Origin of the sequence: uncultured Sphingomonas sp., from assembly GCF_964244265.1 — a bacterium.
Taxonomy (GTDB): domain Bacteria; phylum Pseudomonadota; class Alphaproteobacteria; order Sphingomonadales; family Sphingomonadaceae; genus Sphingomonas.
Genome location: NZ_CAXTHV010000041.1, coordinates 1 through 24,067 on the forward strand (window position 1 = coordinate 1; position 24,067 = coordinate 24,067).

26 protein-coding genes and 1 tRNA gene are annotated in these 24,067 nt (G+C 66.8%); 13 read left to right on the top strand and 14 right to left on the bottom strand.

Annotation, left to right across the window (positions count from 1 at the left end; all coding sequences use genetic code 11):
* Positions 1–1,615 (top strand): recombinase family protein (locus ACFE7K_RS14210; protein ID WP_375398858.1); only part of this gene is annotated, 1,615 nt, incomplete at its 5' end.
* Here the strand turns inward: ACFE7K_RS14210 and ACFE7K_RS14215 are convergent.
* The 3 genes from ACFE7K_RS14215 to dapB form a co-directional block, all read right to left on the bottom strand.
* Positions 1,586–1,662, bottom strand: a tRNA-Arg gene (locus tag ACFE7K_RS14215). The genes ACFE7K_RS14210 and ACFE7K_RS14215 overlap by 30 nt on opposite strands.
* Positions 1,663–1,724: 62 nt before the next feature.
* The gene (gene nth, locus ACFE7K_RS14220; protein WP_375398859.1) at positions 1,725–2,375 is read right to left on the bottom strand and encodes an endonuclease III; all 651 of its coding nucleotides are present in this window, start codon (positions 2,373–2,375) and stop codon (positions 1,725–1,727) included.
* Positions 2,376–2,388: 13 nt separating this feature from the next.
* Entirely contained in the window at positions 2,389–3,117 is a 729-nt protein-coding gene (gene dapB, locus ACFE7K_RS14225; RefSeq protein ID WP_375398860.1) for a 4-hydroxy-tetrahydrodipicolinate reductase, read from the bottom strand.
* A 142-nt stretch (positions 3,118–3,259) separates the two neighbouring features.
* Between dapB and ACFE7K_RS14230 the strand changes: the two genes are divergently transcribed.
* Positions 3,260–3,961: an NAD-dependent deacylase gene (locus tag ACFE7K_RS14230; RefSeq protein ID WP_375398861.1), complete on the top strand. Its 702-nt coding sequence runs from the start codon at positions 3,260–3,262 to the stop codon at positions 3,959–3,961.
* Positions 3,962–4,027: 66 nt separating this feature from the next.
* Here ACFE7K_RS14230 and era read toward each other — a convergent pair whose 3' ends face one another.
* From era to lepB, 3 genes are all read right to left on the bottom strand, one after another.
* Entirely contained in the window at positions 4,028–4,921 is an 894-nt protein-coding gene (gene era, locus ACFE7K_RS14235; RefSeq protein ID WP_375398862.1) for a GTPase Era, read from the bottom strand.
* 271 nt (positions 4,922–5,192) lie between these two features.
* Positions 5,193–5,864 carry a ribonuclease III gene (gene rnc / locus ACFE7K_RS14240; RefSeq protein WP_375398863.1) on the bottom strand — a complete coding sequence of 224 codons (672 nt, stop codon included), beginning with the start codon at positions 5,862–5,864 and terminating at the stop codon, positions 5,193–5,195.
* Between the two features lie 29 nt (positions 5,865–5,893).
* Positions 5,894–6,772: a signal peptidase I gene (lepB, locus tag ACFE7K_RS14245; protein WP_375398864.1), complete on the bottom strand. Its 879-nt coding sequence runs from the start codon at positions 6,770–6,772 to the stop codon at positions 5,894–5,896.
* A 152-nt stretch (positions 6,773–6,924) separates the two neighbouring features.
* Here lepB and pgi point away from each other — a divergent pair, with 152 nt between their 5' ends.
* The 4 genes from pgi to gor all read left to right on the top strand — a co-directional run bounded on the left by pgi (position 6,925) and on the right by gor (position 10,452).
* Complete coding sequence (gene pgi, locus ACFE7K_RS14250; RefSeq protein WP_375398865.1) at positions 6,925–8,415, top strand: glucose-6-phosphate isomerase; 1,491 nt, start codon at positions 6,925–6,927, stop codon at positions 8,413–8,415.
* Between the two features lie 66 nt (positions 8,416–8,481).
* Positions 8,482–8,691: a type II toxin-antitoxin system VapB family antitoxin gene (locus ACFE7K_RS14255; protein WP_375398866.1), complete on the top strand. Its 210-nt coding sequence runs from the start codon at positions 8,482–8,484 to the stop codon at positions 8,689–8,691.
* Positions 8,688–9,104: a PIN domain-containing protein gene (locus ACFE7K_RS14260; protein WP_375398867.1), complete on the top strand. Its 417-nt coding sequence runs from the start codon at positions 8,688–8,690 to the stop codon at positions 9,102–9,104. Before ACFE7K_RS14255 ends, ACFE7K_RS14260 begins: the two co-directional genes overlap by 4 nt.
* Before the next feature lies 1 nt (position 9,105).
* Positions 9,106–10,452, top strand: coding sequence for a glutathione-disulfide reductase (gene gor, locus ACFE7K_RS14265; protein WP_375398868.1), 1,347 nt, complete (start codon positions 9,106–9,108; stop codon positions 10,450–10,452).
* Between the two features lie 187 nt (positions 10,453–10,639).
* Here gor and ACFE7K_RS14270 read toward each other — a convergent pair whose 3' ends face one another.
* On the bottom strand, positions 10,640–11,083 hold the full coding sequence (locus ACFE7K_RS14270) for a hypothetical protein (protein WP_375398869.1): 444 nt from the start codon (positions 11,081–11,083) through the stop codon (positions 10,640–10,642).
* A gap of 369 nt (positions 11,084–11,452) precedes the next feature.
* Positions 11,453–13,486, bottom strand: a complete 2,034-nt coding sequence (locus tag ACFE7K_RS14275) for a M13 family metallopeptidase (RefSeq protein ID WP_375398870.1) — start codon at positions 13,484–13,486, stop codon at positions 11,453–11,455.
* Positions 13,487–13,534: 48 nt separating this feature from the next.
* Between ACFE7K_RS14275 and ACFE7K_RS14280 the strand changes: the two genes are divergently transcribed.
* A complete protein-coding gene (locus tag ACFE7K_RS14280) occupies positions 13,535–13,675 on the top strand; it encodes a hypothetical protein (RefSeq protein ID WP_375398871.1) in 141 nt (46 codons plus the stop codon).
* Between the two features lie 6 nt (positions 13,676–13,681).
* Complete coding sequence (locus ACFE7K_RS14285; RefSeq protein ID WP_375398872.1) at positions 13,682–13,963, top strand: osmoprotectant transporter permease; 282 nt, start codon at positions 13,682–13,684, stop codon at positions 13,961–13,963.
* Between the two features lie 12 nt (positions 13,964–13,975).
* Here the strand turns inward: ACFE7K_RS14285 and acs are convergent, their stop codons facing one another.
* Complete coding sequence (gene acs / locus ACFE7K_RS14290; protein ID WP_375398873.1) at positions 13,976–15,913, bottom strand: acetate--CoA ligase; 1,938 nt, start codon at positions 15,911–15,913, stop codon at positions 13,976–13,978.
* 101 nt (positions 15,914–16,014) lie between these two features.
* Between acs and ACFE7K_RS14295 the strand changes: the two genes are divergently transcribed.
* A complete protein-coding gene (locus ACFE7K_RS14295; RefSeq protein ID WP_375398874.1) occupies positions 16,015–16,677 on the top strand; it encodes a TMEM175 family protein in 663 nt (220 codons plus the stop codon).
* Here ACFE7K_RS14295 and ribH read toward each other — a convergent pair.
* Genes ribH through ACFE7K_RS14320 form a run of 5 tightly spaced genes read right to left on the bottom strand, consistent with a single transcriptional unit; the run spans position 16,658 to position 20,335 of the window.
* Positions 16,658–17,077 carry a 6,7-dimethyl-8-ribityllumazine synthase gene (gene ribH, locus ACFE7K_RS14300; RefSeq protein ID WP_375398875.1) on the bottom strand — a complete coding sequence of 140 codons (420 nt, stop codon included), beginning with the start codon at positions 17,075–17,077 and terminating at the stop codon, positions 16,658–16,660. The genes ACFE7K_RS14295 and ribH overlap by 20 nt on opposite strands.
* Entirely contained in the window at positions 17,077–18,363 is a 1,287-nt protein-coding gene (ribB, locus tag ACFE7K_RS14305) for a 3,4-dihydroxy-2-butanone-4-phosphate synthase (RefSeq protein WP_375398876.1), read from the bottom strand. Before ribB ends, ribH begins: the two co-directional genes overlap by 1 nt.
* A 44-nt stretch (positions 18,364–18,407) precedes the next feature.
* Entirely contained in the window at positions 18,408–19,019 is a 612-nt protein-coding gene (locus tag ACFE7K_RS14310; protein ID WP_375398877.1) for a riboflavin synthase, read from the bottom strand.
* 3 nt (positions 19,020–19,022) lie between these two features.
* On the bottom strand, positions 19,023–19,970 hold the full coding sequence (gene ribD / locus ACFE7K_RS14315; RefSeq protein WP_375398882.1) for a bifunctional diaminohydroxyphosphoribosylaminopyrimidine deaminase/5-amino-6-(5-phosphoribosylamino)uracil reductase RibD: 948 nt from the start codon (positions 19,968–19,970) through the stop codon (positions 19,023–19,025).
* A gap of 17 nt (positions 19,971–19,987) precedes the next feature.
* Complete coding sequence (locus ACFE7K_RS14320) at positions 19,988–20,335, bottom strand: hypothetical protein (protein WP_375398878.1); 348 nt, start codon at positions 20,333–20,335, stop codon at positions 19,988–19,990.
* 94 nt (positions 20,336–20,429) lie between these two features.
* Between ACFE7K_RS14320 and ACFE7K_RS14325 the strand changes: the two genes are divergently transcribed.
* The 4 genes from ACFE7K_RS14325 to pnp all read left to right on the top strand — a co-directional run.
* Positions 20,430–21,026, top strand: coding sequence for a thymidine kinase (locus tag ACFE7K_RS14325; protein ID WP_375398883.1), 597 nt, complete (start codon positions 20,430–20,432; stop codon positions 21,024–21,026).
* 56 nt (positions 21,027–21,082) lie between these two features.
* Positions 21,083–22,036, top strand: coding sequence for a tRNA pseudouridine(55) synthase TruB (gene truB / locus ACFE7K_RS14330; protein WP_375398879.1), 954 nt, complete (start codon positions 21,083–21,085; stop codon positions 22,034–22,036).
* Positions 22,037–22,059: 23 nt separating this feature from the next.
* Positions 22,060–22,329 carry a 30S ribosomal protein S15 gene (gene rpsO / locus ACFE7K_RS14335; RefSeq protein WP_375398880.1) on the top strand — a complete coding sequence of 90 codons (270 nt, stop codon included), beginning with the start codon at positions 22,060–22,062 and terminating at the stop codon, positions 22,327–22,329.
* A 186-nt stretch (positions 22,330–22,515) separates the two neighbouring features.
* Positions 22,516–24,067: polyribonucleotide nucleotidyltransferase (pnp, locus tag ACFE7K_RS14340; protein ID WP_375398881.1), on the top strand; the 1,552-nt coding region annotated here is incomplete at its 3' end.

Sequence of the window (24,067 nt, forward strand, 5' to 3'; positions counted from 1 at the left end):
TAAGCGGGTCTTCGTCTACGCGCGCGTGTCGACCACGCGGCAGGAGAAGAACGACTTGTCGCTGCCCGACCAGATCGCCAGCGCAGACCGCTGGATCGAGGAACAGGGCGCCGAGCGGATCCGCGTTTTCTCTGAGGCCGGCAGCGCCACCACCGACGAGCGGCGCGCCTTTCGCGAGATGGTCGCGCTGGCCGAGAGCGATGACCATCCCATCGACGTCATTCTCCTCCACTCGTTGTCGCGCGGCTTTCGCAACGCACTCGATTTCATGCAGTATCGTGAGCGCCTGCGCCGCCGGAAGATCCGGATCGTCTCGATCACCCAGAATTTTGGCGATGACCCGGCCTCCGACATGGCGGTCGCGATGCTCGCGATCTTCGATGAGTATCACTCCGCCGAGAACGGCAAGCACGTCCGGCGCACGATGATTGCCAACGCGGCGAACGGTTTCTGGAACGGTCAGACCCCGCCGCTGGGGTTTCGCACCTATGTTGTGCCGCAACCGCGCGGCAAGGACCGTAAGAAGCTCGAGCATGACCCCGACACCGTCGATCTCATCCGCTGGATTTTCGACACCTACCTCAACGGCGACGATGACGGCCCGGTCGGCATCACTCGGCTGGCCCAGTTGCTCAACGAGCGCGGTGAGCGGCTGCGCGGCAAGCGTTTCAGCGTCTCCAACGTCCACGGCATCCTGACCAACACCGCTCATATCGGCTACGTCCTGTTCAACCGCCGCGATTCCCGAACGGGCGAGGCACGACCCGAATCCGAGTGGGTGCCGATTCCGGTGCCGCCGGTCGTCAGCGAAGACGTGTTCTACGCCGTCCGCAAGCAGATGGCCGATCGCGATCCCCGCATGGGCGAGGCCGCCGTCAAGACGAACACCAACCTGCTGACCGGTCGCGCCACCTGCGGCTGCGGCGGCGATGGCTGCGGTGCGGGGATGAGCACCGCCACGGGCAAGTCCGGCCAATATCGCTATTACGCCTGTGCCGCCCGCACCAAGCAGGGTGCGGAAGCCTGCACAGGTCGCCGGGTGCCGATGGAGGCGTTGGACACGATAGTGGTCGACGCGGTCGCCGGGCATCTGACCGACCCCGCACGGCTAAATGCCCTGCTTCAGACTTGGCTTGATCGTTCGCAGACCGCCGTCGCCGAGCGCGAAGCCGACCTCAAGCGGCTGCGGACGCGCCTGACTCAGCTGGAGGGCGAAAGCGCCCGCGTCATCAAGCTCGTGCGCAGCGGTATCTGTAGTCCCGACGACCCGCAGATCGCCGCTGAACTCGCCAGCATCCGCGCTCAGCGCACCAGCACTGATGCCGACATCACCGTGCTCGAACGCCAGCTCGATGCCGGCGACCGGCGGATCACGCCGGCGATCATCGCCGAGTTCGGCGATCTGCTCGGCCGCAGGCTGCGCGGTCCCGATCCGAAGGTCCGCCGCGAATATGTCCACCTGCTCGTCGACCGAGTCGAGGTTGGCGACCGCGATATTCGCGTCAGCGGGCGCAACGCCATGCTGGAACGCGCCGTCGTCGCCTCGCAGCCGCCAGGGGCAAAGGTGCCCATAGCTGAACGGAAATGGCGCACCCGACAGGATTCGAACCTGTGACCTACGCCTTCGGAGGGCGCCACTCTATCCAGCTGAGCTACGGGTGCCTGGGCATGGCACGTAGCAAAGGGCGGTGGCGGGCGCCAGTCGATTCGGCGGTAAGTGCAGGTCATTTGCGGGAGTCAGGGGCCGGAGTCTTGGGGTGGAACGGGCAGAGATCGGCAACGACGCAGCGCCAGCATTCCGGGGTCCGCGCCTTGCACGTATAGCGACCGTGCAGGATCAGCCAATGGTGTGCGTGCAGTCGGAACGGCTGGGGGACGACGCATTCAAGCCCCGCCTCCACCGCTGCCGGGGTCTTGCCGGGCGCCAGTTCGGTGCGGTTGCACACGCGAAATATATGCGTATCGACCGCGAAGGTTTCGGCACCGAACGCAACGTTCATGACGACATTAGCGGTCTTGCGCCCCACCCCCGGAAGCTGCTCCAGCGCATCACGATCGGCCGGTACCACGCCGTCATGCCTAGCGAGCAATTGCTCGCTCAATGCGATGACGTTCTTTGCCTTGGTGTTGAACAGGCCAATCGTGCGGATGTGCTGCTTCAGCGCCGCCTCCCCCAGCGCGACCATCTGGTCGGGCGTGGTGGCCGCTGCGAACAGGCTGCGCGTCGCCTTGTTGACGCCGGCATCGGTTGCCTGCGCCGACAGCACCACGGCGACCAGCAAGGTATAGGGATTGACCGATTCGAGTTCGGTCTCGGGATGCGGATTGTCGGCGGCGAGGCGATGGAAGAATGCCGCCACGTCGGCGCGCTTCACGGTGCTGCCCGTCTCACAGGCCCAGCACCTCTGACATCCGGTAGCGTCCGGCGGGCTGCTCAGCGAGCCACAGCGCGCCGCGCACCGCGCCGCGCGCGAATATCTCGCGGCTCTCGGCATGGTGAGCGAGTTCGAGCCGCTCGCCAGGACCGGCGAACAGCACCTTGTGGTCGCCGGCGATCGATCCGCCGCGAATGGCGGCAAACCCGATCGTCCCTTCCGCGCGCGCGCCGGCCAGCCCGGCGCGATCGACCACGCTGACCTCGCTTAGCGGCAGGCCACGCGCTTCCGACGCCGCCTCGCCCAGCATCATCGCGGTGCCCGATGGCGCGTCGACCTTGTGCCGATGGTGCGCCTCGATGATCTCGATGTCCCATTCGGGGCCCAGCCGCTCGGCCGCCTGCGCGACCAGTTGCGCGAGCAACGTGACGCCGAGCGAGGTATGCCCGGTCTGGAGCACCGCGATCCGCGCCGCGGCGTTGTCGATCATCGCATGGTGGGTGCGCGTGAGGCCGGTGGTGCCGATCAGGATAGGGGTGTTGGTGGTGCAGGCGGCGTTTAGATTTGCCTCCAGGGCGGAGGGCGCGGAAAAGTCGACGAGAACGTCCGAATCGTGCGCCAGCGGCATCGGATCGCCGCCGGCATCGATCCCGCCGGCGATCGGCGCGCCCAGATCGGCAGCGATAGCGGCGATCGCGCGGCCCATCCGCCCGGCGCTGCCGAGGATGCCGATCGCGGTCATACGGCGCCGCTGCCGATGAGGAACGAGGCGGGGGTGCGACAATCCATGCCACGCCAGATGACACGGAAACATGCCGTGAGAAAACGGTTTCTATGCGTCGAGCGGGTTACCGACGCGACGCCCGGGCGCTAACCGTCGAACGATGCAGCGACCCCATAGCATCGTCATCCTCACCGGCGCGGGCATTTCCGCCGAATCCGGCCTTGCCACGTTTCGCGGTCCGGGCGGGTTGTGGGAGGGACATCGCGTGGAGGATGTCTGCACGCCCCGGGCGCTGGCGCGTGATCCGGTATTGGTGCATCGTTTCTATGACGAGCGCCGCGCCGCGCTGGCGAGGGTCGTGCCCAATGCGGCGCATGTGGCCCTGGCGCGGCTCGATGCCCAATGGAATGGCGGGCTCATGATCGTGACGCAGAATGTCGACGACCTTCACGAGCGCGCCGGGGCGAAGCGGCTGGTCCATATGCATGGCGAGCTGCGATCGGCGCTGTGCGCACGGTGCGACGCGCGTGTCGAATGGACCGGGCCGCTGCCCCCCGACAGCACCTGCGCGACATGCGGCGCGGCGGCGCTGCGCCCCGACATCGTGTTCTTCGGCGAGATGCCGTACCGGAGGGACGCAATCGACCGCGCGATCGCCGATGCCGACCTGTTCGTGTCGATCGGCACGTCGGGCGCGGTCTATCCGGCGGCAGGCTTCGTCCAGGCCGCGCGCCATGCCGGCGCGGATACGCTGGAGCTGAACCTGGAAGAGTCGGCGGGAAGCGGCTGGTTTGCGGAGACCCGGCTGGGGCCGGCGAGCATGCTGGTGCCCCGATGGGTGGACATGGTGCTGAGCCGATAGGCATCGTCCGTCCCTGACGGAACCGCGCCGCCGCCCGAACAAGACGGGCTCTACCCTGCTTTCCCGTCACTCGACCCAGTCGAGCCCGATATCGCGGTAGAGCTCGCGATCCTCGTCCCAGCCGGGCCTGACCTTGACATGCAGATAGAGGTGGACCGGCCGGTCGAGCAGCACCACCAGTTGGGCGCGGGCGCGGGCGCCGATCTCCTTGATCCGCGCGCCTCCCTTGCCCAGCACGATCGCGCGCTGGGTCGGACGCTCGACCAGGACCTGCTGGTGGATCTCGACCGATCCGTCGGCGCGCTCGTCGAACTTCTCGGTCTCGACCGCCGAGGCATAGGGTAGCTCGGCGTGGAGCTGGAGATAGATCTGCTCGCGCGTCACCTCGGCGGCGAGCGCGCGCTCGGTCGCGTCGGAGACCTGATCCTCGGGGAAATGCCACGGCCCCGCCGGCATCCGCGCCGCCAGCGCCGCCTTCAGTTCGGGGAGACCGTCGCCGGTCGCCGCCGACACGAAGAACGTTTCCTCGAACGCGACCGCGGCGTTGAGCCGCTCGGCATGGACCAGGAGCTTGGCCTTGTCGGCGAGATCGACCTTGTTGAGCACCAGGAACCTGGCCTCGCGGCGGCCTGCGATGCTTTCCGCGATCGGCATCACCCTGGGGCCGAGCCCGCCCTTCGCGTCGACCACCAAGGCGATCACGTCGGCGCCGTCCGCCCCGCCCCACGCCGCCGCCACCATCGCGCGGTCGAGCCGGCGCTGCGCCTCGAAGATGCCCGGCGTGTCGACCAGCAGCAGCTGCGTCTCGCCCGCCATCGCCACGCCGAGCAGCCGCGTGCGCGTGGTCTGCGCCTTGGCGCTGACGATCGCGACCTTCTGCCCGACCAGCGCGTTGACGAGTGTCGACTTGCCCGCATTGGGCGCGCCGAGCACCGCGACCAGGCCGCACTGGCGGGTCAAGATCCAGCCCCCAGATCCGTTCGCCCCGAGATTGTCGACGCGCGGCGCTTACTTCCGGCCAAGGCAAAGCGCATGTAGCACCAGAAACGCATTCGTTGCGGATGGAGGAAGAACGGTGCTTCGACAAGCGCAGCACGAACGGGTCGACCAAGGTCTGCTCCACTTACGTGGAAGCGGCGCCGGCCGCTCCCCACCCGGCCGCCCATCTAGGATATTCTGCATGGGCGGCCGGGTGGGGGAGCGGGCCGGTGCCGCCTAACCGAAACCGTCTCTAGCCGCTGACCTGTGCCAGCAGCGCCGCCGCTGCCTCGGTCTCCGCTTCCTGCTTGCTCGTGCCCGACGCCTCGGCCTGTGCGAACCCGCCCAGGCTGACGCGCACCGTGAAGTGCGGGGCGTGGGGGGGGCCGGAGCGGTCGATCACCTCATAGATCGGCGCCTTGCGATTGTTGGCCGCGGCCCATTCCTGAAGCGCCGATTTGGGATGCTGGGGCGCGCGGGCATCGGCGTGGACGCGATCGTGCCAGGCGCGGCGGATGAAGTCACGCGCCGGGGGGTAGCCGCCGTCGAGATACAGCGCGCCGAGCAGAGATTCCATCACGTCGCCCAGCACGTTGGCGCTGTCGCCGGCGCCGTCGTCGCGCGCCTGCTTGCCGAGCCGGAGGTGCGCAGCGACGCCGATCGTCCGCGCCACCTCCGCGCATACCGTTCCCGATACCAGCGTGTTGAGCCGTTTCGACAATGCGCCTTCAGGTTCGTCGGGGAACAGGTCATAGAGCCATTCCGCGATCGCCAGCCCGAGTATGCGGTCGCCCAGGAATTCCAGCCGCTCGTAATTGTCCGCTGCCTGGCTGCCATGGGTCAGCGCGCGGTCGAACAGAGCCTTGTTGGCGGGGGCATGGCCGAAGGTTTCACCGATCCAGCCGGCGAGGATTTGCGTCGGCATCGCCGAAACCTCAAAAAGCCACCTTCACCTCAGAACCCCTGGCCCATCCTGCCCCAGCGCGCCGCGGTGAACCACGTCCAGGGCAGCAGCCATTGCGCGCTGCCGTCGGTCGACCAGAAGGTGAACAGCGCCTTGCCCTCAAGATTTTCCAGCGGGACCATGCCGATCGGGCCGCCCTCGACCGCCGGGAAGCGGCTGTCGCCCGAATCGTCGCGATTATCCCCCATCAGGAAGACATTGCCCGCGGGCACCGTGTACACGCCGGTATCATCGGCCGACGGTATCTCGCCGCGATCGAGCACCAGATAGCTGCGGCCGTTGGGCAACGTCTCGCGATATTGCATGTAGCGGCAGATCGGCCTGCCGGCGGCGTCGGTAGCCTGGAATTCGGGGCCGCACCGCGCGGCGTCGTAATTGGGCGTCAGCGGGATGGTGAAGTCCGCGACGCGCACCTTGGGTATCGCCACGCCGTTCAGGATCACCTGGCCATGGCGCATCTGGATGGTGTCGCCGGGCAGGCCGATGACGCGCTTGATGTAATCCTGCTGGTTGCCCGGCGGCGCCTTCAGCACGACGACGTCGCCGCGCGTGGGCAGCCGGGCCAGGACGCGGCCGGGGATCAGCGGCAGATTCCACGGCAGCGAGTGCCGCGAATAGCCGTAATTCCATTTCGAAATGAACAGATAGTCGCCGATATACAGCCGCGGCAGCATCGATTCCGACGGGATCGAAAAGGGCGAGAACAGGAAGCTGCGGAAGAGGAACACGATGATCCCCAGCTTCACCAGGAAAGACAGCGTGTCGCGCCAATCCTCCTTCTTCCTGGCGGGTTTCGCGGCGACAGCGGGCCGTGGCTGGAGGGTCGGATTGGCCATGTCGGCCGGGGGCGCCGGAGGAGTATCGCTCATCGCGCCGTTTTGCGCCTCCGCGCGGTACCGCGTCAAGCGCACCGGTCGACCAAGGACGGGACAGACTCGCCTTGAACGCGGCGGGGCGAACGCCCATTGCACAGCCGATCGCAGAGCCCATTGTATGGGCGCATCACGAGGAGATTGAAGCCATGGCGGACTGGAGCGCGATCGAAGCCCTGCCGAGGACGCCGCTGGTCGACCTGTTCGCCGCCGATCCCGATCGGCTGACGCGATACAGCGCGGACCTGGCCGGGCTCCATTTCGACTGGTCGAAGACGCATTTGACCGACGAGGCGATCGCGGCTTTTTCGGCGTTGGCCAGGGAACAGGACCTGACCGGCAAGCGCGAGGCGCTGTTTTCGGGCAAGGTCATCAACGTGACCGAAGGTCGCGCCGTCACCCACATTGCCGAACGCGGCGAGGGCGCGCCTGACGACGTGGCCGCCGCTCAGGGCCTGCACGCCCGGATGCGCGCGCTGATCGACGCGATCGAAAGCGGGGCGATGGGACCGATCCGGCATGTGCTGCATGTCGGGATCGGCGGGTCGGCGCTGGGTCCCGACCTGCTGGTCGACGCGCTGGGCCGGGAAGAGACCCGTTACGAGGTGGCGATCGTCAGCAATGTCGATGGCGTCGCGCTGGAGGATGCGTTGCGCGGGTTCGACCCCACCGCCACCTTGCTGGCGGTGGCGTCGAAGACCTTCACGACGACCGAGACGATGCTCAATGCCGACAGCGTGGTCGAATGGATGCGCGCCGGCGGGGTCGAGGATCCGTACGGCCGTGTCGTCGCGCTGACCGCGTCGCCCGACAAGGCGATCGAATGGGGCGTCGACGAGACGCGCGTGCTGCCGTTCGCCGATACCGTGGGCGGGCGCTATTCGCTGTGGTCGTCGATCGGCTTTCCGGCGGCGATCGCGCTGGGTTGGGACGCGTTTGCCGAGTTGCTCGAAGGCGCGGCCGAGATGGACCGCCATTTCCGGCTGGCCGCGCTGCACGAGAACGTGCCGGCGATCGCCGCGTTCGGCGACCTCTATTATACGCAGGTCCTGCACTGCGAGACGCGTGGCGTGTTCTGTTACGACGAGCGGCTGCGGCTGTTGCCGTCCTACCTCCAGCAGCTTGAAATGGAATCGAACGGCAAGGGCGTCACGATCGAGGGCGAGCCGGTCGGCCGCCCGACCGCGGCGATCACCTGGGGCGGGGTCGGCACCGACGCGCAACATGCGGTGTTCCAGCTGCTCCACCAGGGCACGCATGTCGTCCCGCTGGAATTCATCGGCGTGATCGAACCGGGCGATATGCTGAACGAGGAACACCATCGCAACCTCTTGAACAACATGTTCGCACAAGGCGCCGCGCTGATGAAGGGCAAGGCCAATCCCGACGATCCGGCGCGCGCCTATCCCGGCGATCGGCCGTCGACCACGATCCTGGCCGACACGCTCGACGCGCGCACGCTGGGCGCGCTGATCGCGTTCCACGAACAGCGCGTGTTCGTGAACGGCGTGCTCCTGGGGATCAACAGCTTCGACCAGTTCGGGGTCGAGCTGGGCAAAGAAATGGCCAAGGCCGCGCAGAAGGGCGGCGGCGATTTCGATCCGTCGACCACCGACCTGATCAAGCGCGCCTTCGGCTAGAGCGCGTCCTGGACTTGCCGCGTCTCGGCGTCCGCTTTATGTGTATGGTCGTAGTGGAGCATACACATGCGGACGAACATCGAGATCGATGACGAACTGATGGCCGAGGCGATGGTCATCACGGGCAAGACGACCAAGCGGGAGACCGTGGAAGAGGCATTGCGCCGGATGATCCGCGCGCGGCGCCAACTGGAGGGGTTCGAGGCGCTCCGGGGCATTGGTTGGGAAGGTGACCTCGACGATATGCGGACGAGTAAGTACCTGCCCGAGGAATGATCCTGGTCGATGCCAGTGTCTGGATCGATCAGCTGGTCGATCGCGATACGTTGCAGACGCGCGCGCTCAAGCGGCTGATGGCCGCCGCACAGGATATCGGCGTCGGTGACCTGACCTTGGTCGAAGTGCTTCAGGGAACGCGTAGCCCACGGGCGTTCCGACTGGCGCTGGGCCAGATGTCCCTGTGCGAACCGATCGAGATTTCGGATCGCGCGGTCGCCATCGCGGCGGCGCAGAACTACCGCGCGCTCCGTGCCATGGGCATCACCGTGCGCAAGACGATCGACACGCTTATCGCCACGCGGTGCATTCTCGATCGCCTGCCGTTGCTCTACAGCGACCGCGACTTTGACCCGTTCGTTGCGCATCTCGGCCTCCGGTCGGCGCTGGACCTGATACCGGAAGCGACCTGACATGCCCGATTTCGACTATGACCTGTTCGTCATCGGCGCCGGATCGGGCGGGACGCGCGCGGCGCGGGTGGCGGCGGCGCATGGCGCCAAGGTCGCGGCGGCCGAGGAATATCGCGTCGGCGGGACCTGCGTCATCCGCGGCTGCGTGCCCAAGAAGCTGCTCGTCTATGGCGCGCATTTCGCCGAGGACCTGCAGGACGCCAAGCGCTTCGGCTGGAACGTGCCCGATTGCGACTTCGACTGGAAGACGCTGACCCGCCATGTGTTCGACGAGGTCGACCGGATCAGCGAGGCCTATGGCTCGACGCTTGCGACCCACGATGTCGAGGTGATCCGCGAGCATGCCGAGCTGACCGGCGCCAACACCGTCCGCCTCGCCTCGGGGCGCGAAGTGACCGCCGGGACCATCCTGATCGCGACCGGCGCGCGGCCGCAGATCCCCGAATGCCCGGGGCACGAATTCGGCATCACCTCGAACGAGGCGTTCCACCTGCCGGCGATACCCAGGCGCATCCTGATCGCCGGCGCCGGCTATATCGCCAATGAATTCGCCGGCATCTTCCACCAGTTCGGCGCGCACGTGACGCTGATCAACCGGACCGACGTCATCCTGCGCGGCTATGACGAATCGGTCCGCGACCGGCTGCTCCAGATCAGCATGATGAAGGGCATCCAGTTCCGCTTCCACGCCGAATTCCGCGGCATCGAGCAGCAGGACGACGGCAGCTTGAAGGTGATGATGACCAACCACGACCCCGTGGAGGTCGATTGCGTGATGTTCGCCACCGGCCGCATCCCCAACACGCAGAACCTGGGACTAGCGGCGGCGGGCGTCGAGCTTACCGACAAGGGTGCGATCCGCGTCGACGAGGACAGCCGCACCAACGTGCCCTCGATCTATGCGGTCGGCGACGTGACCGACCGCGTCCAGCTGACCCCGGTCGCGATCCGCGAGGGCCAGGCGTTCGCCGACACCCAATTCGGCGGGAAGCCGACGCGGGTCGATTACGGCTGCATCCCCAGCGCGGTCTTCAGCCACCCGCAGATGGCGGGCGTCGGCCTGACCGAAAGCCAGGCGAAGACAAAGCTGGGCTCGGTCAAGATCTACACCTCCGACTTCCGCCCGATGAAGAACGTGCTGGCCGGGCGCAACGAACGCGCGCTGTACAAGATGGTGTGCGACGGCGAGACCGGGCGGATCGTCGGCATCCACATGATCGGCCCGGACGCCGCCGAGATTCTCCAGGCGGCGGCGATCGCGGTCAAGGCGGGCCTGACCAAGGACCAGTTCGACGAGACGGTGGCGCTGCACCCGACCATGGCCGAGGAACTCGTGCTGCTGAAATAACCCCAAAGTTCACGGAAGTTCACGCCCAACAATGGCGGCGTTGGGCCATTCCCCACAAATGGCCGTCGAGTCGGGCAGGCGGTTGCGGCGAGGTCAAAGAGCCGAGCGGTATAGCGCCTGGCCGGGCTGTAGGACAGAGATCGTCGGTCGGCCGCGCGCCTATATCGATGAGGCCTAGCGGAACGTGCTATTGGCCATCTGCCATCTCACGCAGAGTCGACGCGATGGCGTAGCCCGAAGCCAGGGCGAGAGCGCATGTCACGAAGCCATCGGCAAGGGAGGTAGCGATGGGCATGTGGCTTCTGATGGACATTTTCAAGACAAAGATGTGAGCGACGAGTAACGGGAGCAGATAGAGCGCGCACTTCCTTGTGAGCGTTCTAATGAACCGACTGTTCTCATCAGGATTTTGTCGTATGGTTTCTAGTTGCTTGGTCCCCACATTCACGATTACGGCCATATCATAATATTGGCGTCGGTAGAGTGGCATGCAGGACAGGAAGAATAGCGCGATCATTATCGCAACGGCAATACCCTGCGGGATCCCGGTGCCCATTCGGGAGACAAACGCCTCGGACTGAATAACTCTCATTCCAGCAAAAACGTAGAGGGCGAGGAGCAAGGCGCCCATGACTGTCGCCAAGAGAAACGTGTCGGCCTGGCGAAGATCACTTTCCCGCGTATCCTGGATATAAAGTGAGCGGGCGCACAGTAGCGAAGCGTCATGAGTCCAACGACCTTGAGCAGTCCGAACAACAAGAACGTCGTCAGTTCCAGCCCCAATGGACCATATAGGGTGCCCGTGCCGGGATGATATATTACTTGGAGGGTTGAAGCCATCACGGTGACGGCAAGTGCGATTCTTACACTCGGCGGCACGTTCGCGACATGCAATATCATCTAACGGACCTTTTCGGTGGTAAACCTCTATCCCGGGCAGTCGGCTATAATTCGCATTGGTTACTAAAGTCGCCATTCCCCAGCAACGCTCCCCCCTCATTCACCAGATATGCACGCGCTTTTCGGGCGGCAGGTAAAGGGCGTCGCCGGGCTTGACGTCGAACGCCTTGTACCAGGCATCGACGTTGCGCACGACGCCGTTCACCCGGAACATCGCCGGCGAGTGCGGATCGGTCAGCAGCAATTGCCGCTGCAGCCCCTCGCGCAATTTGGACTGCCACGCCTGGGCATAAGCGAGGAAGAAGCGCTGGTCGCCGGTCAGCCCGCCGATGACCTTCGACTTGCCGTGCTTCTGCTGGTATTTCTGGTATGCGGCATAGGACGCCTCGATCCCGCCGAGATCGCCGATATTTTCGCCGAGCGTCAGGCCGCCCTTCACCTTGGTGCCGGGAATCGGCTCATAGGCGTCATATTGCGCCGACAAGGCGGCGGTCCGCAGCTTGAAGGCCGCCTTTGCGGTGTCCGTCCACCAATTCTCGAACTTGCCGGTCGGGCCGAACTGGCTGCCCTGGTCATCGAAGCCATGGCCCATTTCGTGGCCGATCACCGCACCGATCGCACCGTAATTGACCGCCGGATCGGCATAGGGATCGAAGAACGGCGGCTGGAGGATCGCGGCGGGGAAGGTGATCTGGTTCGACAGCGGGTTGTAATAGGCGTTCACCGTCTGCGGCGTCATGTTCCACAGCGTGCGGTCGACCGGCTTGGGGAAGCGGGACAATTCCAGCTGCTGCTGGAATTCGCCGACCGCCATCGCATTGGCGAGCAGGTTGGTGCGATCGACCTTCAGCGACGAATAGTCGATATATTTGACCGGGTGGCCGATGCGTGGCTCAAACGCGGCGAGCTTGGCGAGCGCGGCCTTGCGCGTCGGCTCGTCCATCCACGTGCTGGCGGTGATCCGGTCGTGATACGCCTCGCGCAGATTCTCGATCAGCTCGCCCATCTGCTTTTCGGATTCGGGCGGGTAATATTTGGCGACATAGATCGCGCCGACCGCCTCGCCCATCGATCCGTTCATTAGCTGGACGCCGCGCTTCCAGCGATCGCGCTGGACCTGAACCCCCGCCAGCGTCGTCGAATAGAAGGCAAAGCGCGCATCGTCGAACGCCTTGGGGAGGAACGTCGCGTGGTCGCTCACGAAATGATAGGCGAGATAATCCTTCCACGTCTGGACGGGCGTCGCGGCGAAGATCCTGCCCATCGCCGTCACCGCGGTGTTCTGCGTCATCAGCACCATCGGCGACGAATCGAGCTGCGCCGTCTTCAGCAGGAGCGGCCAGTCGAAATCCGGCGCCTTGGCGGTCAGCCCGGCCAGCGTCTGGGGATCGTTGAGCTTGGCGATGTCGCGGCTCTGTTCGGGCGACCATTGATCCCTGGCCATCGCGGTTTCCAGGGCGACGATGGCGTCGGCCTTGGCACTGGCATCGGGGATGCCGGCCAGTTCCTGCATCTGCTGGACATAGGCGCGATACGCCTTGCGGATGGCATCGTACTTGTCGCCCGGCAGCAGGTAATAATCGCGCGGCATGCCGAGCCCGCCTTGGCCAACGGCGGCGGTATAGCGGCTGGGGTCGGCGAGGTTGGGGATGATGTCGATGCCGACCGGGCTGGCATAGCCGACCGACGCGAACAACACCTGCAGCCCGGCCTTGTCCTTCACCGCGGCGATGCGCGTTAGATAGGGCTTGAGCGGCGCGGTACCCCGCGCCTCGATCCCGGCGGTATCCATCCAGCTGGCGTAGAAATCGCCGACCTGGCGGCCGGTCTGGCCATAGGCGCCGGGATTGGCGGCCATGTCGTCCAGGATCCTGCGGACATTGACCTCGGCCTCGTCGCTCAGGATCACCCCGACCCCGGCCGAACCACGATCGGCGGCGATCGCGGTCCGCTTGTTCCAGGCGCCATTGGCATAGGTCCAGAAATCGTCGCCCGGCTTCACCGTCTTGTCCTCGGAGGCCAGGTCGATGCCGAAGGTGCCGTAGCGCGGCGCCTTGGCGACCTGGGCCAGCGTCGGGATCGCGAGGACGAGGGCGGCGACGGCCGACGTGCGGAGCAGGAAGGATAAGCGCATGGGAACCCTCATGATGCGGTGTGTTGCCGTTTCGTAGCGGCAGGGCGCATGAGCGGCAACTCGAATCGCGTGGACGCAAAGCCGGCCGGCCGCCAGTCGCGGCCCGGAAAGATCAACAAGAAGGTGAACCGCGGGCGGTATCGTTATGCGATGCTGGTGCTGGATATAACGATCGAGGTGGACGATTAGCCGAGCATGTGGCTCTTTCGCATCCTGTTCGCGTTCGACGCGGTCGTCCTGGCGGCGCTCGGCTATTTCTTTCTCGACGGCCTGCGCTATGGCGGATCGAGTGCCGCCCTGTTGATCTGGTCGGTCGTCCTGGCAGTACCGAGCGCCATCCTGGTGGCGGCGTGGATGCTCCGGGCGCGTGCGCGGGGCCGGCTAGCGTCGCTGTTGCTTCTCGTTCTGGCCGCCCCTCCGATACTCTACATGCTGTTCTTTGGCTTCCTGCTGGCGACCACGCCCAACTGGCAGTGATCGTCGCCGCGATCAGCTTCGACGGTTCGCCACCAGATCGTCGACGACCGCGGGATCGGCGAGCGTGCTCGTGTCGCCGAGCGTGGACACGTCGCCCTCGGCGATCTTGCGCAGGATGCGGCGCATGATCTTGCCCGAGCGGGTCTTGGGCAGGCCCGGGGCGAATTGCAGCGCGTCGGGGGTCGCGATCGGGCCGATCTCGCGCCGCACCCATGTGACCAGCTGGGCGCGCAATTCGTCGGACGGCGCCTCGCCCGCATTGAGCGTGACATAGGCGTAGATGCCTTGGCCCTTTACGTCGTGCGGCATGCCGACCACCGCCGCCTCGGCAACCCTGGGGTGGAGCACCAGCGCGCTTTCGACCTCGGCGGTGCCCATGCGGTGGCCCGAGACGTTGATGACGTCGTCGACCCGGCCGGTGATCCAATAATAGCCGTCCGCGTCGCGACGGCAGCCGTCCCCGGTGAAATACCTGTCCGGATAGGCGGTGAAATAGGTCTGGAAGAAGCGGTCCGCATCGCCCCATACGCCGCGCATCTGCCCCGGCCAGCTGCGCGCGATGCACAGATTGCCCGCCGCCGCGCCGGTCAATACCTTGCCGTCGGCATCGACCAGCTGGGGATCGATCCCGGGCAGCGGCAGCGTCGCGCTGCCGGGCTTGAGCGGCGTGGCGCCGGGCATCGGCGCGATCATCGCCGCACCGGTCTCGGTTTGCCACCAGGTGTCGATGATCGGGCAGCGGCCCGCACCGACGACGTCATGATACCAGCGCCAGGCCTCCGGGTTGATCGGCTCGCCGACGGTGCCGAGCAGCCTCAACGAGGCGCGGCTGGTCGCCGCGACCGGCCCGTCCCCCTCCTTCATCAGCGCGCGCAAGGCCGTCGGCGCGGTGAAGATCGTCGTCACCTGGTGCCGGTCGACGACCTGCCAGAGGCGGCTGGCGTCGGGCCAGTTGGGCAGCCCTTCATACATCAGCGTGGTGGCGCCGTTGGCCAGCGGGCCATAGACGACATAGCTGTGCCCGGTGACCCAGCCGATATCGGCGGCGCACCACCAGATGTCGCCCGCGCGATAGTCGAAGCACCATTCGTGGGTGCACGCCGCCCATAGCAGATAGCCGCCGCCGGTGTGCATCACGCCCTTCGGCTTGCCGGTCGATCCGCTGGTATAGAGGATGAACAACGGGTCCTCGGCGTTCATCGGCACCGGCTTGCATTCGGCCGCGGCGTCGGCTTCCAGCTCATGCCACCAATGATCGCCCTCGCCCATCGCGACCTCGCCGCCGGTCGAGCGCGCGACGATCACCGTCGCCAGGCCGGGCGCGTGGGCCCGCGCGGCGTCGACATTGGCCTTTAGCGGCACGCGCTTGCCGCCGCGCCGCCCCTCGTCGGCGGTAACGAGGATGGTCGATCCGCAATCCTCGATCCGTCCCGCCAGCGCCTCGGGCGAGAAACCGCCGAACACCACCGAATGGACCGCCCCGATCCGCGCGCAGGCGAGCAGCGCCACCGCCGCCTCGGGGATCATCGGCAGGTAGATGGTGACGCGGTCGCCCTTGCCGACGCCGCGGCCGCGCAGCACGTTGGCGAAGCGGCAGACGCGCGCGTGGAGCTCGCGATAGGTGATCCGCACCGGCTGGTCCGCGGGATCGTCGGGCTCCCACAGGAGCGCGACCTGGCCGCCGCGCCTGGCGAGGTGGCGGTCCAAGCAATTGGCCGATACGTTCAGGACGCCGTCGGCGAACCAGCTGACATGGAAGTCGGCGGCGGCGAACGACCAGTCGCCCGCAATCTCCGGCCGCTTCACCCAATCGAGCCGACGCGCCTGGTCGAGCCAGAAGCTGCCGGGATCGGCGATGCTGCGGCCGTAAAGCTTCTCGCGCCCCGCCGCGTCGACCCGCGCGCGCTTGCGCCATTCGCCCGGCACGGGATACACGCTGTCGTCGGTCACGCCGGGGTCTCCTCTGACGATCGCTTCTGCCGGTCGCCATGCCCGCTTGGCAAGCACCCGCGACGCGTGGCAGCATGTCGTCCAATTCGAAGGGGGATCGAATGAACGGACCGATATCGGCGAGCGTGGCATCGACCCACCACTCGCCGGCGCACGCGCTGGAACGACTGGTGTTCTTTTCCGACGCGGTGTTCGCCATCTCGATCACGTTGCTGGTCATCGAGCTGCATGTCCCGGTCCTGCCCCGCAACGCGCCCGACCTGGATTATGCCATAACGCTGTTCAACCTGACGCCGCATTTCATCGGCTTCTTCGCGTCGTTCTTCGTGATCGGCGCGTTCTGGGGCGGGCATCATCGCGCGTTCGACTGCGCACGGCACTGGTCGCCGCGACTGATGCGGCCCAATCTGTTCCTGTTGTGCACCGTCGCCGCCATGCCTTTCTTCACGGCGTTCATGAGTGACTATTACGGCAAGCGCGTGCCGACCATCGCTTATTGCGTGTGGCTGCTGCTGGTTGCGATCTGCAACTTGTGGAACAACAGCATGGCGGTGTCGCCCGGCATCGCCGCCGACGATCTCGACCCGGAACATGCCGCCCTGATGAAGCGGCGCGGCTGGGCGGTGATCCTGGGCACGCTGACCGCGCTGGCGGTCGCCGCGGTCAACCCGTGGATTGCGCTGTTCGCGCTGACCTCGATGCCGTTGTGGCGGCTGGTGCTCGAACGCCTGCACCGCCGCCGGGTCAACCGAACGATCCGCTGATCGCCAGCATCGCCAGCGCGGCGCGGGCGGCGGCGCCGCCCTTGTCGAGCCGCGCCGGGTCAGCGCGCGCGATCGCCTGCGCTTCGTCCTCGGTAGTGAGGATGCCGTTGCCGATCGCGATCCCGTCCATCGTCAGCGCCATGACGCCACGCGCGCTTTCATTGGCGACGATCTCGAAATGATATGTCTCGCCGCGGATGACCACGCCCAGCGCGACGAACGCATCGTACCGGCCGGTCTCCACCGCCATGGCGATCGCCCCCGGGACTTCGAGCGCGCCGGGGACGGTCAGCGTTTCGTGGGCATGCCCCGCCGCCTCGATCGCCGCCCACGCGCCGGCGAGCAGCAGGTCGTTGAGATGATCATAGAATCGCGCCTCGACGATCAGCACCCGCGCCATCAGCGCGCCTCCCCGTCGATCGCGCGTTCGCCGACGATCGACAGGCCGTAGCCGTCGAGCGCGACGAGCGTGTGATGCGTGTTGGTCAGGAGGACCATGTCCTCGACCCCCAATTCGGTCAGGATCTGCGCGCCGATGCCGTAATCGCGCAGTTCCTCGCCCATCGCGCCGGCCCCCGCCTTGGACTGGACCACATGCGACAGGCCGTCGCGCGTCGGCCCGCCGAGCAGGACGACGACGCCAGCCCCCGCCTCGCCGATCAGCTCCATCGACCGCCCCAGCAAGCCGCTGCGGTCGCCGGATTCGCCGAACACGTCGGCGAACACGTTCATCGCGTGCATTCGGACCAAGGTCGGCCGATCGGGATCGATCCGCCCCTTGACCAACGCGACCTGTTCGGTGCCGACGGCCTTGTTGAGAAAGGTGATGGCCGTCCAGTCGCCCCCCCAGCGGCTGGTGAAACGCGCCTCGGCCCGCCGTTCGACGAGATGGTCGTGGCGGCGGCGATAGGCGATGAGGTCGCGGATCGTGCCGATCTTGAGCTTGTGCTGCTGCGCAAAGCCGATCAGATCGTCGAGCCGGGCCATCGTGCCGTCGTCCTTCATGATCTCGCAGATCACCCCCGACGGGTTCAGCCCGGCCAGCCGCGACACGTCGACCGCCGCCTCGGTATGGCCGGCGCGGACCAGCACGCCGCCGTCGCGCGCGACCAGCGGGAAGACATGGCCAGGGGTGACGATCGCGTCGCGATCCTTGCCCGCGTCGATCGCCACCGCGACGGTGCGCGCGCGGTCGGCGGCCGAAATGCCGGTGGTCACGCCCTCGCGCGCCTCGATCGACACGGTGAAGGCGGTTTCGTGCCGGGTGCCGTTATGACGGCTCATCAAGCCCAGCCCCAGCGCCTCGACCCGCGTCCTAGTCAGTGCCAGGCAGATCAGCCCGCGGCCATGCCGGGCCATGAAGTTGATCGCGTCCGGGGTGGCCATCTGCGCGGGGACGATCAGGTCGCCCTCATTCTCGCGATCCTCGTCATCGACCAGGATGAACATCCGGCCGTTGCGCGCCTCGTCGATGATCTCCTCGATGGGCACCAGCGCGGGGCGCTGCTCGCGCCCGACGATATAATGCTCGATCTTGCGCAGTGTCTCGGCGGTCGGGTTCCAGTCGTCGCTGTCGATACTGCGCAGCGAATTGGCATGAAGCCCGGCGGCGCGGGCCAGCCCCGAGCGGGAAATGCCGCCTGAGGAAACGAGATCACGCACGCGATCGATCAGCTTAATGGTCATTATTGCCGCTTATCACATTTCGATGTGACGGCGCTATCGCTGATTCACATCGCGGTCGGCGCGAGCATCCTCATTCGATCGAGATAGCGGGCAAGCACGTCGATCTCGACATTGACCGGATCGCCGACGCCAAGCGTGCCCAGCGTCGTCACCTGCCAGGTGTGCGGGATCAGGTTGACGGTGAAGTCGGTGCCCGGCGCCCCGTCGGTCACCATATTAACCGTCAGCGACACGCCGTCGATCGTGACCGACCCCTTGGCCGCGATGAACGGCGCCAAGTCGGGCGCGACGCCGAAGGTCAGGCGCCGCGAATCGCCGTCGGGGGCGATCGCCGTGACCCGGGCGACGCCATCGACATGGCCGGTGACGATATGCCCGCCAAGCTCGTCGCCCAGCCGCATCGCGCGCTCCAGGTTGAGGCGGCGCCCCTCGACCCATTGGCCCGCGGCGGTGCGCGAGATGGTTTCGGCCGAGACATCGACCGCGAACCGCCCCGGCGCGCGGTCGACCGCGGTCAGGCACACGCCCGAACACGCAATGGAGGCGCCGAGGTCGAGGGTCGCGGTATCATGTCCGGTCGCGATCACCACGCGCAGGTCGCCGCGTTCCTCGACCTCGACGATCGTGCCGATATCGCTGATGATGCCGGTGAACATGCGCTAGCTCCTCACCCGTTCGTAGACTTCGAGCCGGTCGCTGCCAAGCGGCCGGGCATCGGCCAGCCGCCAGCGGTCATGCGCATCGGCCAGCCGGCCCAGCCCGATGTCGCCCAGCGCCGGCGTGCCGCCGCCGATCAGCACCGGCGCGCGGTAGAGCAGCAGGCGATCGACGATATCGGCGGCAAGGAACGCCGACGCCGTCCCCGCGCCCCCTTCGATCAGCAGGTGATCGACGCCCTCCAGGCCGCCGATCGCCGCGGGTGAAGCGATCTGCTCCCAGCCGATCCGGGGCTGGTGCGACAGGACGATGCGACGTGGACCGCGCGCTTCCAGCCCGGGCAGCCTGACGTCCAGCCGGGGCGCATCGGCGTCGAGCGTCTTGCGGCCGACCAGGATCGCCTCATGCCGCGCGCGTTCGAGATGCGCGTGGGCGCGCGCCACGTCGCCGGTGATCCACTTGCTCTCGCCGCTGGCGGTGGCGATGCAGCCGTCGAGCGACAGCGCGAGCTTCAACGTCACCTGCGGGCGACCGCTGGCCTGGCGCGTCAGGAACCCGGCCATCGACCGGCGCGCCGCCTGCTCCAGCACGCCCGTCCGCACCGCGATGCCCGCCGCGCGCAGCCGATCGATACCCTTGCCGTCGGTGCGGGGATCGGGATCGGCGAGCGCCACCACCACCAGCGCCACGCCTGCCGTGACCAGCAGGTCGCCGCATGCCGGCCCGCGCGGCGATGCATGCGCGCACGGCTCCAGCGTGACATAGGCGGTCGCCCCCCGCGCCGCCGCGCCGGCCTGGGCCAGCGCCATCGCCTCGGCATGGGGGCGGCCGCCGGGCTGGGTCCAGCCGCGGCCGACGACGCAGCCGTCGCGGACGACGATGCAGCCGACATTGGGATTGGGCGCCGTCCGCCCCCGCCCGCGCTCGGCCAGCGCCAAGGCGGCGGCCATGAAGCGCGGATCGGCGGCTACAGCCAAGGCTTGAGCTTGTCGTTCAGCCTTTTATACGCGGCGCGCGTCTCCGCCTGCTCGCGCGCGATCTTGGCGTCGACGATCTTCTTCTTGGCGGCGTCGATCTTCTGCTGGGCGACGATCTGGGCGTCGGTGCGGTCGGCGCGCCATTGCTGGACGAAGACGATCGTCGGCCGCTTGTACGGGACCGGCGGCGTACTGTCGGCGACGAACCCCGCGATGATCAGGACGACGACGACGAACGAGGCGAACAGGAAGATCACCTCGTGCTTGCCGCGCGAGGCGAGGAAGCGGCGCAGGTCCCCGATCGCGCGCAACGGCGAGAAGCGGCTGAATATCGTCATGCCTGCCAAGATAGGCGAGGGTCGACCACGCGACCAGCCCCCGCCAAGCAATTCGGGCTGGATTCGCCGCCGCCGCCGCGCCAACACCGGCGCGATGGCCAAGCTCCATTTCTATTACGCGTCGATGAACGCGGGCAAGTCGACCAGCCTGCTCCAGGCCGATTTCAATTATCGCGAGCGCGGCATGGCGACGATGCTGTTCACCGCCGGGGTCGACGCGCGCGCCGGGCACGGCCGCATCGCCTCGCGGCTGGGCTTCGGCGCCCCGGCCATGCCGTTCGATGCCGGCACCGACATCGCCGCCATCGTTGCCGCCGCGCATGCCGTCGCGCCGATCGCCTGCGTATTGGTCGACGAGGCGCAATTCCTGACCAGGGGCCAAGTCGACCAGCTTGCCGATCTTGCCGATCTGGCCGGCATTCCCGTGCTTGCCTATGGCCTGCGTACCGATTTTCGCGGCGAGCTGTTCGACGGATCGGCGCGGTTGCTGGCGATCGCCGACGCGCTGGTCGAGATGCGATCGATATGCGATTGCGGGCGCAAGGCGACGATGAACCTGCGGGTCGACGCGCAGGGCACGGCGGTCCACGACGGCGCGCAGACCGAGATCGGCGGCAATGACCGATATGTCGCCTTGTGCCGGCGGCACTTCACCGAGGCGATGCGCGGCGGCGGACGAAGACAGGACTGAGGGAGACAGGATGGTGACGACCACCGCAATGCAAAAGACGCCGCGCTAGGCTTGGGGTGCATGGCTGGCTGATCCTCGACAAGCCGCTCGGGCTCGGCTCGACCCAGGCGGTCGGGGCGGTCAAGCGCGCGCTGCGCACCGCCGGCCAAGGCAAGGTCAAGGTCGGCCATGGCGGGACGCTCGACCCGCTGGCGTCCGGCGTGCTGCCGATCGCGCTGGGCGAGGCCACCAAGCTCGCCGGCCGGATGCTCGACAGCGACAAGGTGTATGAGTTTACGTGTCGGTTCGGGGGGCAGACGGACACGCTCGACGCCGAGGGCAAGGTGATCGCCACGTCCGACCGGCGGCCGACGCCGGCGCAAATCGAGGCGGTGCTGCCGCGTTTCACCGGCCGGATCGACCAGGTGCCGCCGGCTTATTCCGCGCTGAAGATCGACGGCGCGCGGGCCTATGACCTGGCGCGGGCGGGCGAAGAGGTGGTGCCGGCGAGCCGCGCGGTGACGGTGCATTCGCTATATGTCGCCCCGGCGGAGGCGGAGACCGCCGCTTTTGGGGCACCTGCCTCATCAAGCAACCCAGCTGCCCCCGCCTCCGCCGGGGCGACGGTGGACGCCGTCACCCTCATCGCCCATGTCTCCAAGGGCACCTATATCCGCAGCCTTGCGCGCGACATCGCGCTGGCGCTTGGCACGGTCGGCCATGTCACCTATCTCCGGCGGATCAGGGCCGGTCCGTTCGACCTCTCTCATGCGATATCGCTGGACAAACTGAACGAAGCCGCTATGGCGCGCGTCCTTGAACATTGCATCCTGCCGTTGAGGGCGGGGCTGGACGACATCCCGGCTCTGTCCCTCGATCCCGACCAGGCAGGGGCGCTCCGCCAGGGGCGCGTTCTGGCCGGGATAGCCGAAGACGATGGCCTCCGCTTCGCGACGTTGGGCGATACGCCCGTCGCCCTGGTGGACGTGGCAGGCGGGGAAGCCCGCATCGTCCGTGGCTTCAACCTCTGAACGACGATGTCGAAGGAAAGCAAATGTCGATTACCCCCGAGCGCAAGGAAGCGCTGATCAAGGAACATGCCCGCGGCGACGGCGATACCGGCAGCCCCGAGGTCCAGGTCGCGATCCTGACCGATCGCATCAAGACGCTGACCGAGCATTTCAAGACCCACGCGAAGGACAACCATTCGCGCCGCGGCCTGCTGATGATGGTCAACAAGCGCCGCTCGCTGCTCGACTATCTGCGCAAGACCGAAGGCGACCGTTACCTCGCGCTCATCGCGAAGCTCGGCCTTCGCAAATAATCTCAAAGGGCGCCCGCGTGGCGCCCTTGCCGCATTTGTACCCCCGCCCAGGCAGGGATCAGACTGGGCTCCCACCTTTGCGGGAGCACATCATCGCCAAGAGGCAATTCGGCCAATTGGCACGAGCCAAAACTGGCTCACACAGGCCCCGGCCGGCATCTGGCCGCCGGAGTGTAAGGAAACAGAATGTTCGATACCAAGAAGGTAAGCATCGAGTGGGGCGGAGAGACCCTCACGCTCGAAACGGGCAAGGTTGCCCGCCAGGCCGACGGCGCGGTGATCGCGACGCTCGGCGAGACCGTCGTGCTGTGCGCGGTCACCGCCGCCAGGTCGGTCAAGGAAGGGCAGGATTTCTTCCCGCTCACCGTTCATTACCAGGAGAAGTTCTCGTCCTCCGGTCGTATCCCCGGCGGCTTCTTCAAGCGCGAGCGTGGCGCCACCGAGCGCGAGACGTTGATCAGCCGCCTCACCGACCGCCCGATCCGTCCGCTGTTCCCGGAAGGGTTCTACAACGAGATCAACGTCATCGCCCAGGTGATGTCGTATGACGGCCGCAACGAGCCCGACGTGCTGGCGATGATCGCCGCGTCGGCCGCGCTGACCATTTCGGGCGTGCCGTTCATGGGCCCGATCGGCGCCGCGCGCGTCGGCTACAAGGACGGCGAATACGTCCTCAACCCGTCCGACGGCGCGGTGCTGGAGGGCGAGCTTGACCTGATCGTCGCCGCCACGCAGGACGCCGTCATGATGGTCGAATCCGAGGCCAAGGAGCTGTCGGAGGAAATCATGCTGGGCGCGGTGATGTTCGCGCACAAGGCGAGCAGCCAGGTGATCGAGGCGATCATCAAGCTCGCCGAACAGGCCGCCAAGGAGCCGTGGGAACTCAAGCAGGCCGACGACACCTCGGCGGTCAAGGCCGAGTTGAAGTCGCTGATCGGGGCCCACATCGACGCCGCCTACAAGCTGGTCGACAAATCGGCGCGCCAGAACGCGCTGGGGGACGCCCGCGCCAAGGCCAAGGCGGCGATGGCGGACAAGACCCCGCAGGAACAGATGGCCGCGCAGAAGCTGGTCAAGAAGCTCGAAGCCGAAATCGTTCGCGGCGCGATCCTGAAGACCGGGCGCCGCATCGACGGCCGCGATACCCGGACGGTCCGTCCGATCGAGGCGGAAGTCCACTTCCTGCCGCGCGCGCACGGCTCGGCCCTGTTCACGCGCGGCGAGACGCAGACCATCGCCACCACGACGCTGGGCACCAAAGACGCCGAGCAGATGATCGACGGGCTGGGCGGCCTCAGCTACCAGCATTTCATGCTGCACTATAACTTCCCGCCTTATTCGGTCGGCGAAGTCGGGCGCTTCGGCGCCCCCAGCAGGCGGGACATCGGCCACGGCAAGCTGGCCTGGCGGGCGCTCCACGCAGTGCTGCCGTCGAAGGAAGAGTTTCCGTACACGATCCGCGTGACCTCCGACATCACCGAGTCGAACGGCTCGTCGTCGATGGCGACGGTGTGCGGCGGGTCGCTCAGCCTGATGGACGCCGGCGTGCCGATCAAGCGCCCGGTATCGGGCATCGCGATGGGGCTGATCCTGGAAGGCGAGGATTTTGCCGTCCTGTCCGACATCCTGGGCGACGAGGATCATTTGGGCGACATGGACTTCAAGGTCGCAGGCACCAGCGAGGGCATCACCTCGCTCCAGATGGACATCAAGATCGCCGGCATCACCGAGGAGATCA

Bases quoted from the DNA above. Each gene is read 5' to 3' on its own strand.
- dapB (WP_375398860.1), bottom strand. From the start codon at position 3,117: ATGACCGCGATCGGCATCCTCGGCAGCGCCGGGCGGATGGGCCGCGCG.
- ACFE7K_RS14230 (WP_375398861.1), top strand. From the start codon at position 3,260: ATGCAGCGACCCCATAGCATCGTCATCCTCACCGGCGCGGGCATTTCC.
- rnc (WP_375398863.1), bottom strand. From the start codon at position 5,864: ATGCCGACGCAAATCCTCGCCGGCTGGATCGGTGAAACCTTCGGCCAT.
- lepB (WP_375398864.1), bottom strand. From the start codon at position 6,772: ATGAGCGATACTCCTCCGGCGCCCCCGGCCGACATGGCCAATCCGACC.
- pgi (WP_375398865.1), top strand. From the start codon at position 6,925: ATGGCGGACTGGAGCGCGATCGAAGCCCTGCCGAGGACGCCGCTGGTC.
- ACFE7K_RS14255 (WP_375398866.1), top strand. From the start codon at position 8,482: ATGCGGACGAACATCGAGATCGATGACGAACTGATGGCCGAGGCGATG.
- ACFE7K_RS14260 (WP_375398867.1), top strand. From the start codon at position 8,688: ATGATCCTGGTCGATGCCAGTGTCTGGATCGATCAGCTGGTCGATCGC.
- gor (WP_375398868.1), top strand. From the start codon at position 9,106: ATGCCCGATTTCGACTATGACCTGTTCGTCATCGGCGCCGGATCGGGC.
- ACFE7K_RS14270 (WP_375398869.1), bottom strand. From the start codon at position 11,083: ATGGGCGCCTTGCTCCTCGCCCTCTACGTTTTTGCTGGAATGAGAGTT.
- ACFE7K_RS14275 (WP_375398870.1), bottom strand. From the start codon at position 13,486: ATGCGCTTATCCTTCCTGCTCCGCACGTCGGCCGTCGCCGCCCTCGTC.
- ACFE7K_RS14280 (WP_375398871.1), top strand. From the start codon at position 13,535: ATGAGCGGCAACTCGAATCGCGTGGACGCAAAGCCGGCCGGCCGCCAG.
- ACFE7K_RS14285 (WP_375398872.1), top strand. From the start codon at position 13,682: ATGTGGCTCTTTCGCATCCTGTTCGCGTTCGACGCGGTCGTCCTGGCG.
- ACFE7K_RS14295 (WP_375398874.1), top strand. From the start codon at position 16,015: ATGAACGGACCGATATCGGCGAGCGTGGCATCGACCCACCACTCGCCG.
- ribH (WP_375398875.1), bottom strand. From the start codon at position 17,077: ATGGCGCGGGTGCTGATCGTCGAGGCGCGATTCTATGATCATCTCAAC.
- ribB (WP_375398876.1), bottom strand. From the start codon at position 18,363: ATGACCATTAAGCTGATCGATCGCGTGCGTGATCTCGTTTCCTCAGGC.
- ACFE7K_RS14310 (WP_375398877.1), bottom strand. From the start codon at position 19,019: ATGTTCACCGGCATCATCAGCGATATCGGCACGATCGTCGAGGTCGAG.
- ribD (WP_375398882.1), bottom strand. From the start codon at position 19,970: ATGGCCGCCGCCTTGGCGCTGGCCGAGCGCGGGCGGGGGCGGACGGCG.
- ACFE7K_RS14320 (WP_375398878.1), bottom strand. From the start codon at position 20,335: ATGACGATATTCAGCCGCTTCTCGCCGTTGCGCGCGATCGGGGACCTG.
- ACFE7K_RS14325 (WP_375398883.1), top strand. From the start codon at position 20,430: ATGGCCAAGCTCCATTTCTATTACGCGTCGATGAACGCGGGCAAGTCG.
- rpsO (WP_375398880.1), top strand. From the start codon at position 22,060: ATGTCGATTACCCCCGAGCGCAAGGAAGCGCTGATCAAGGAACATGCC.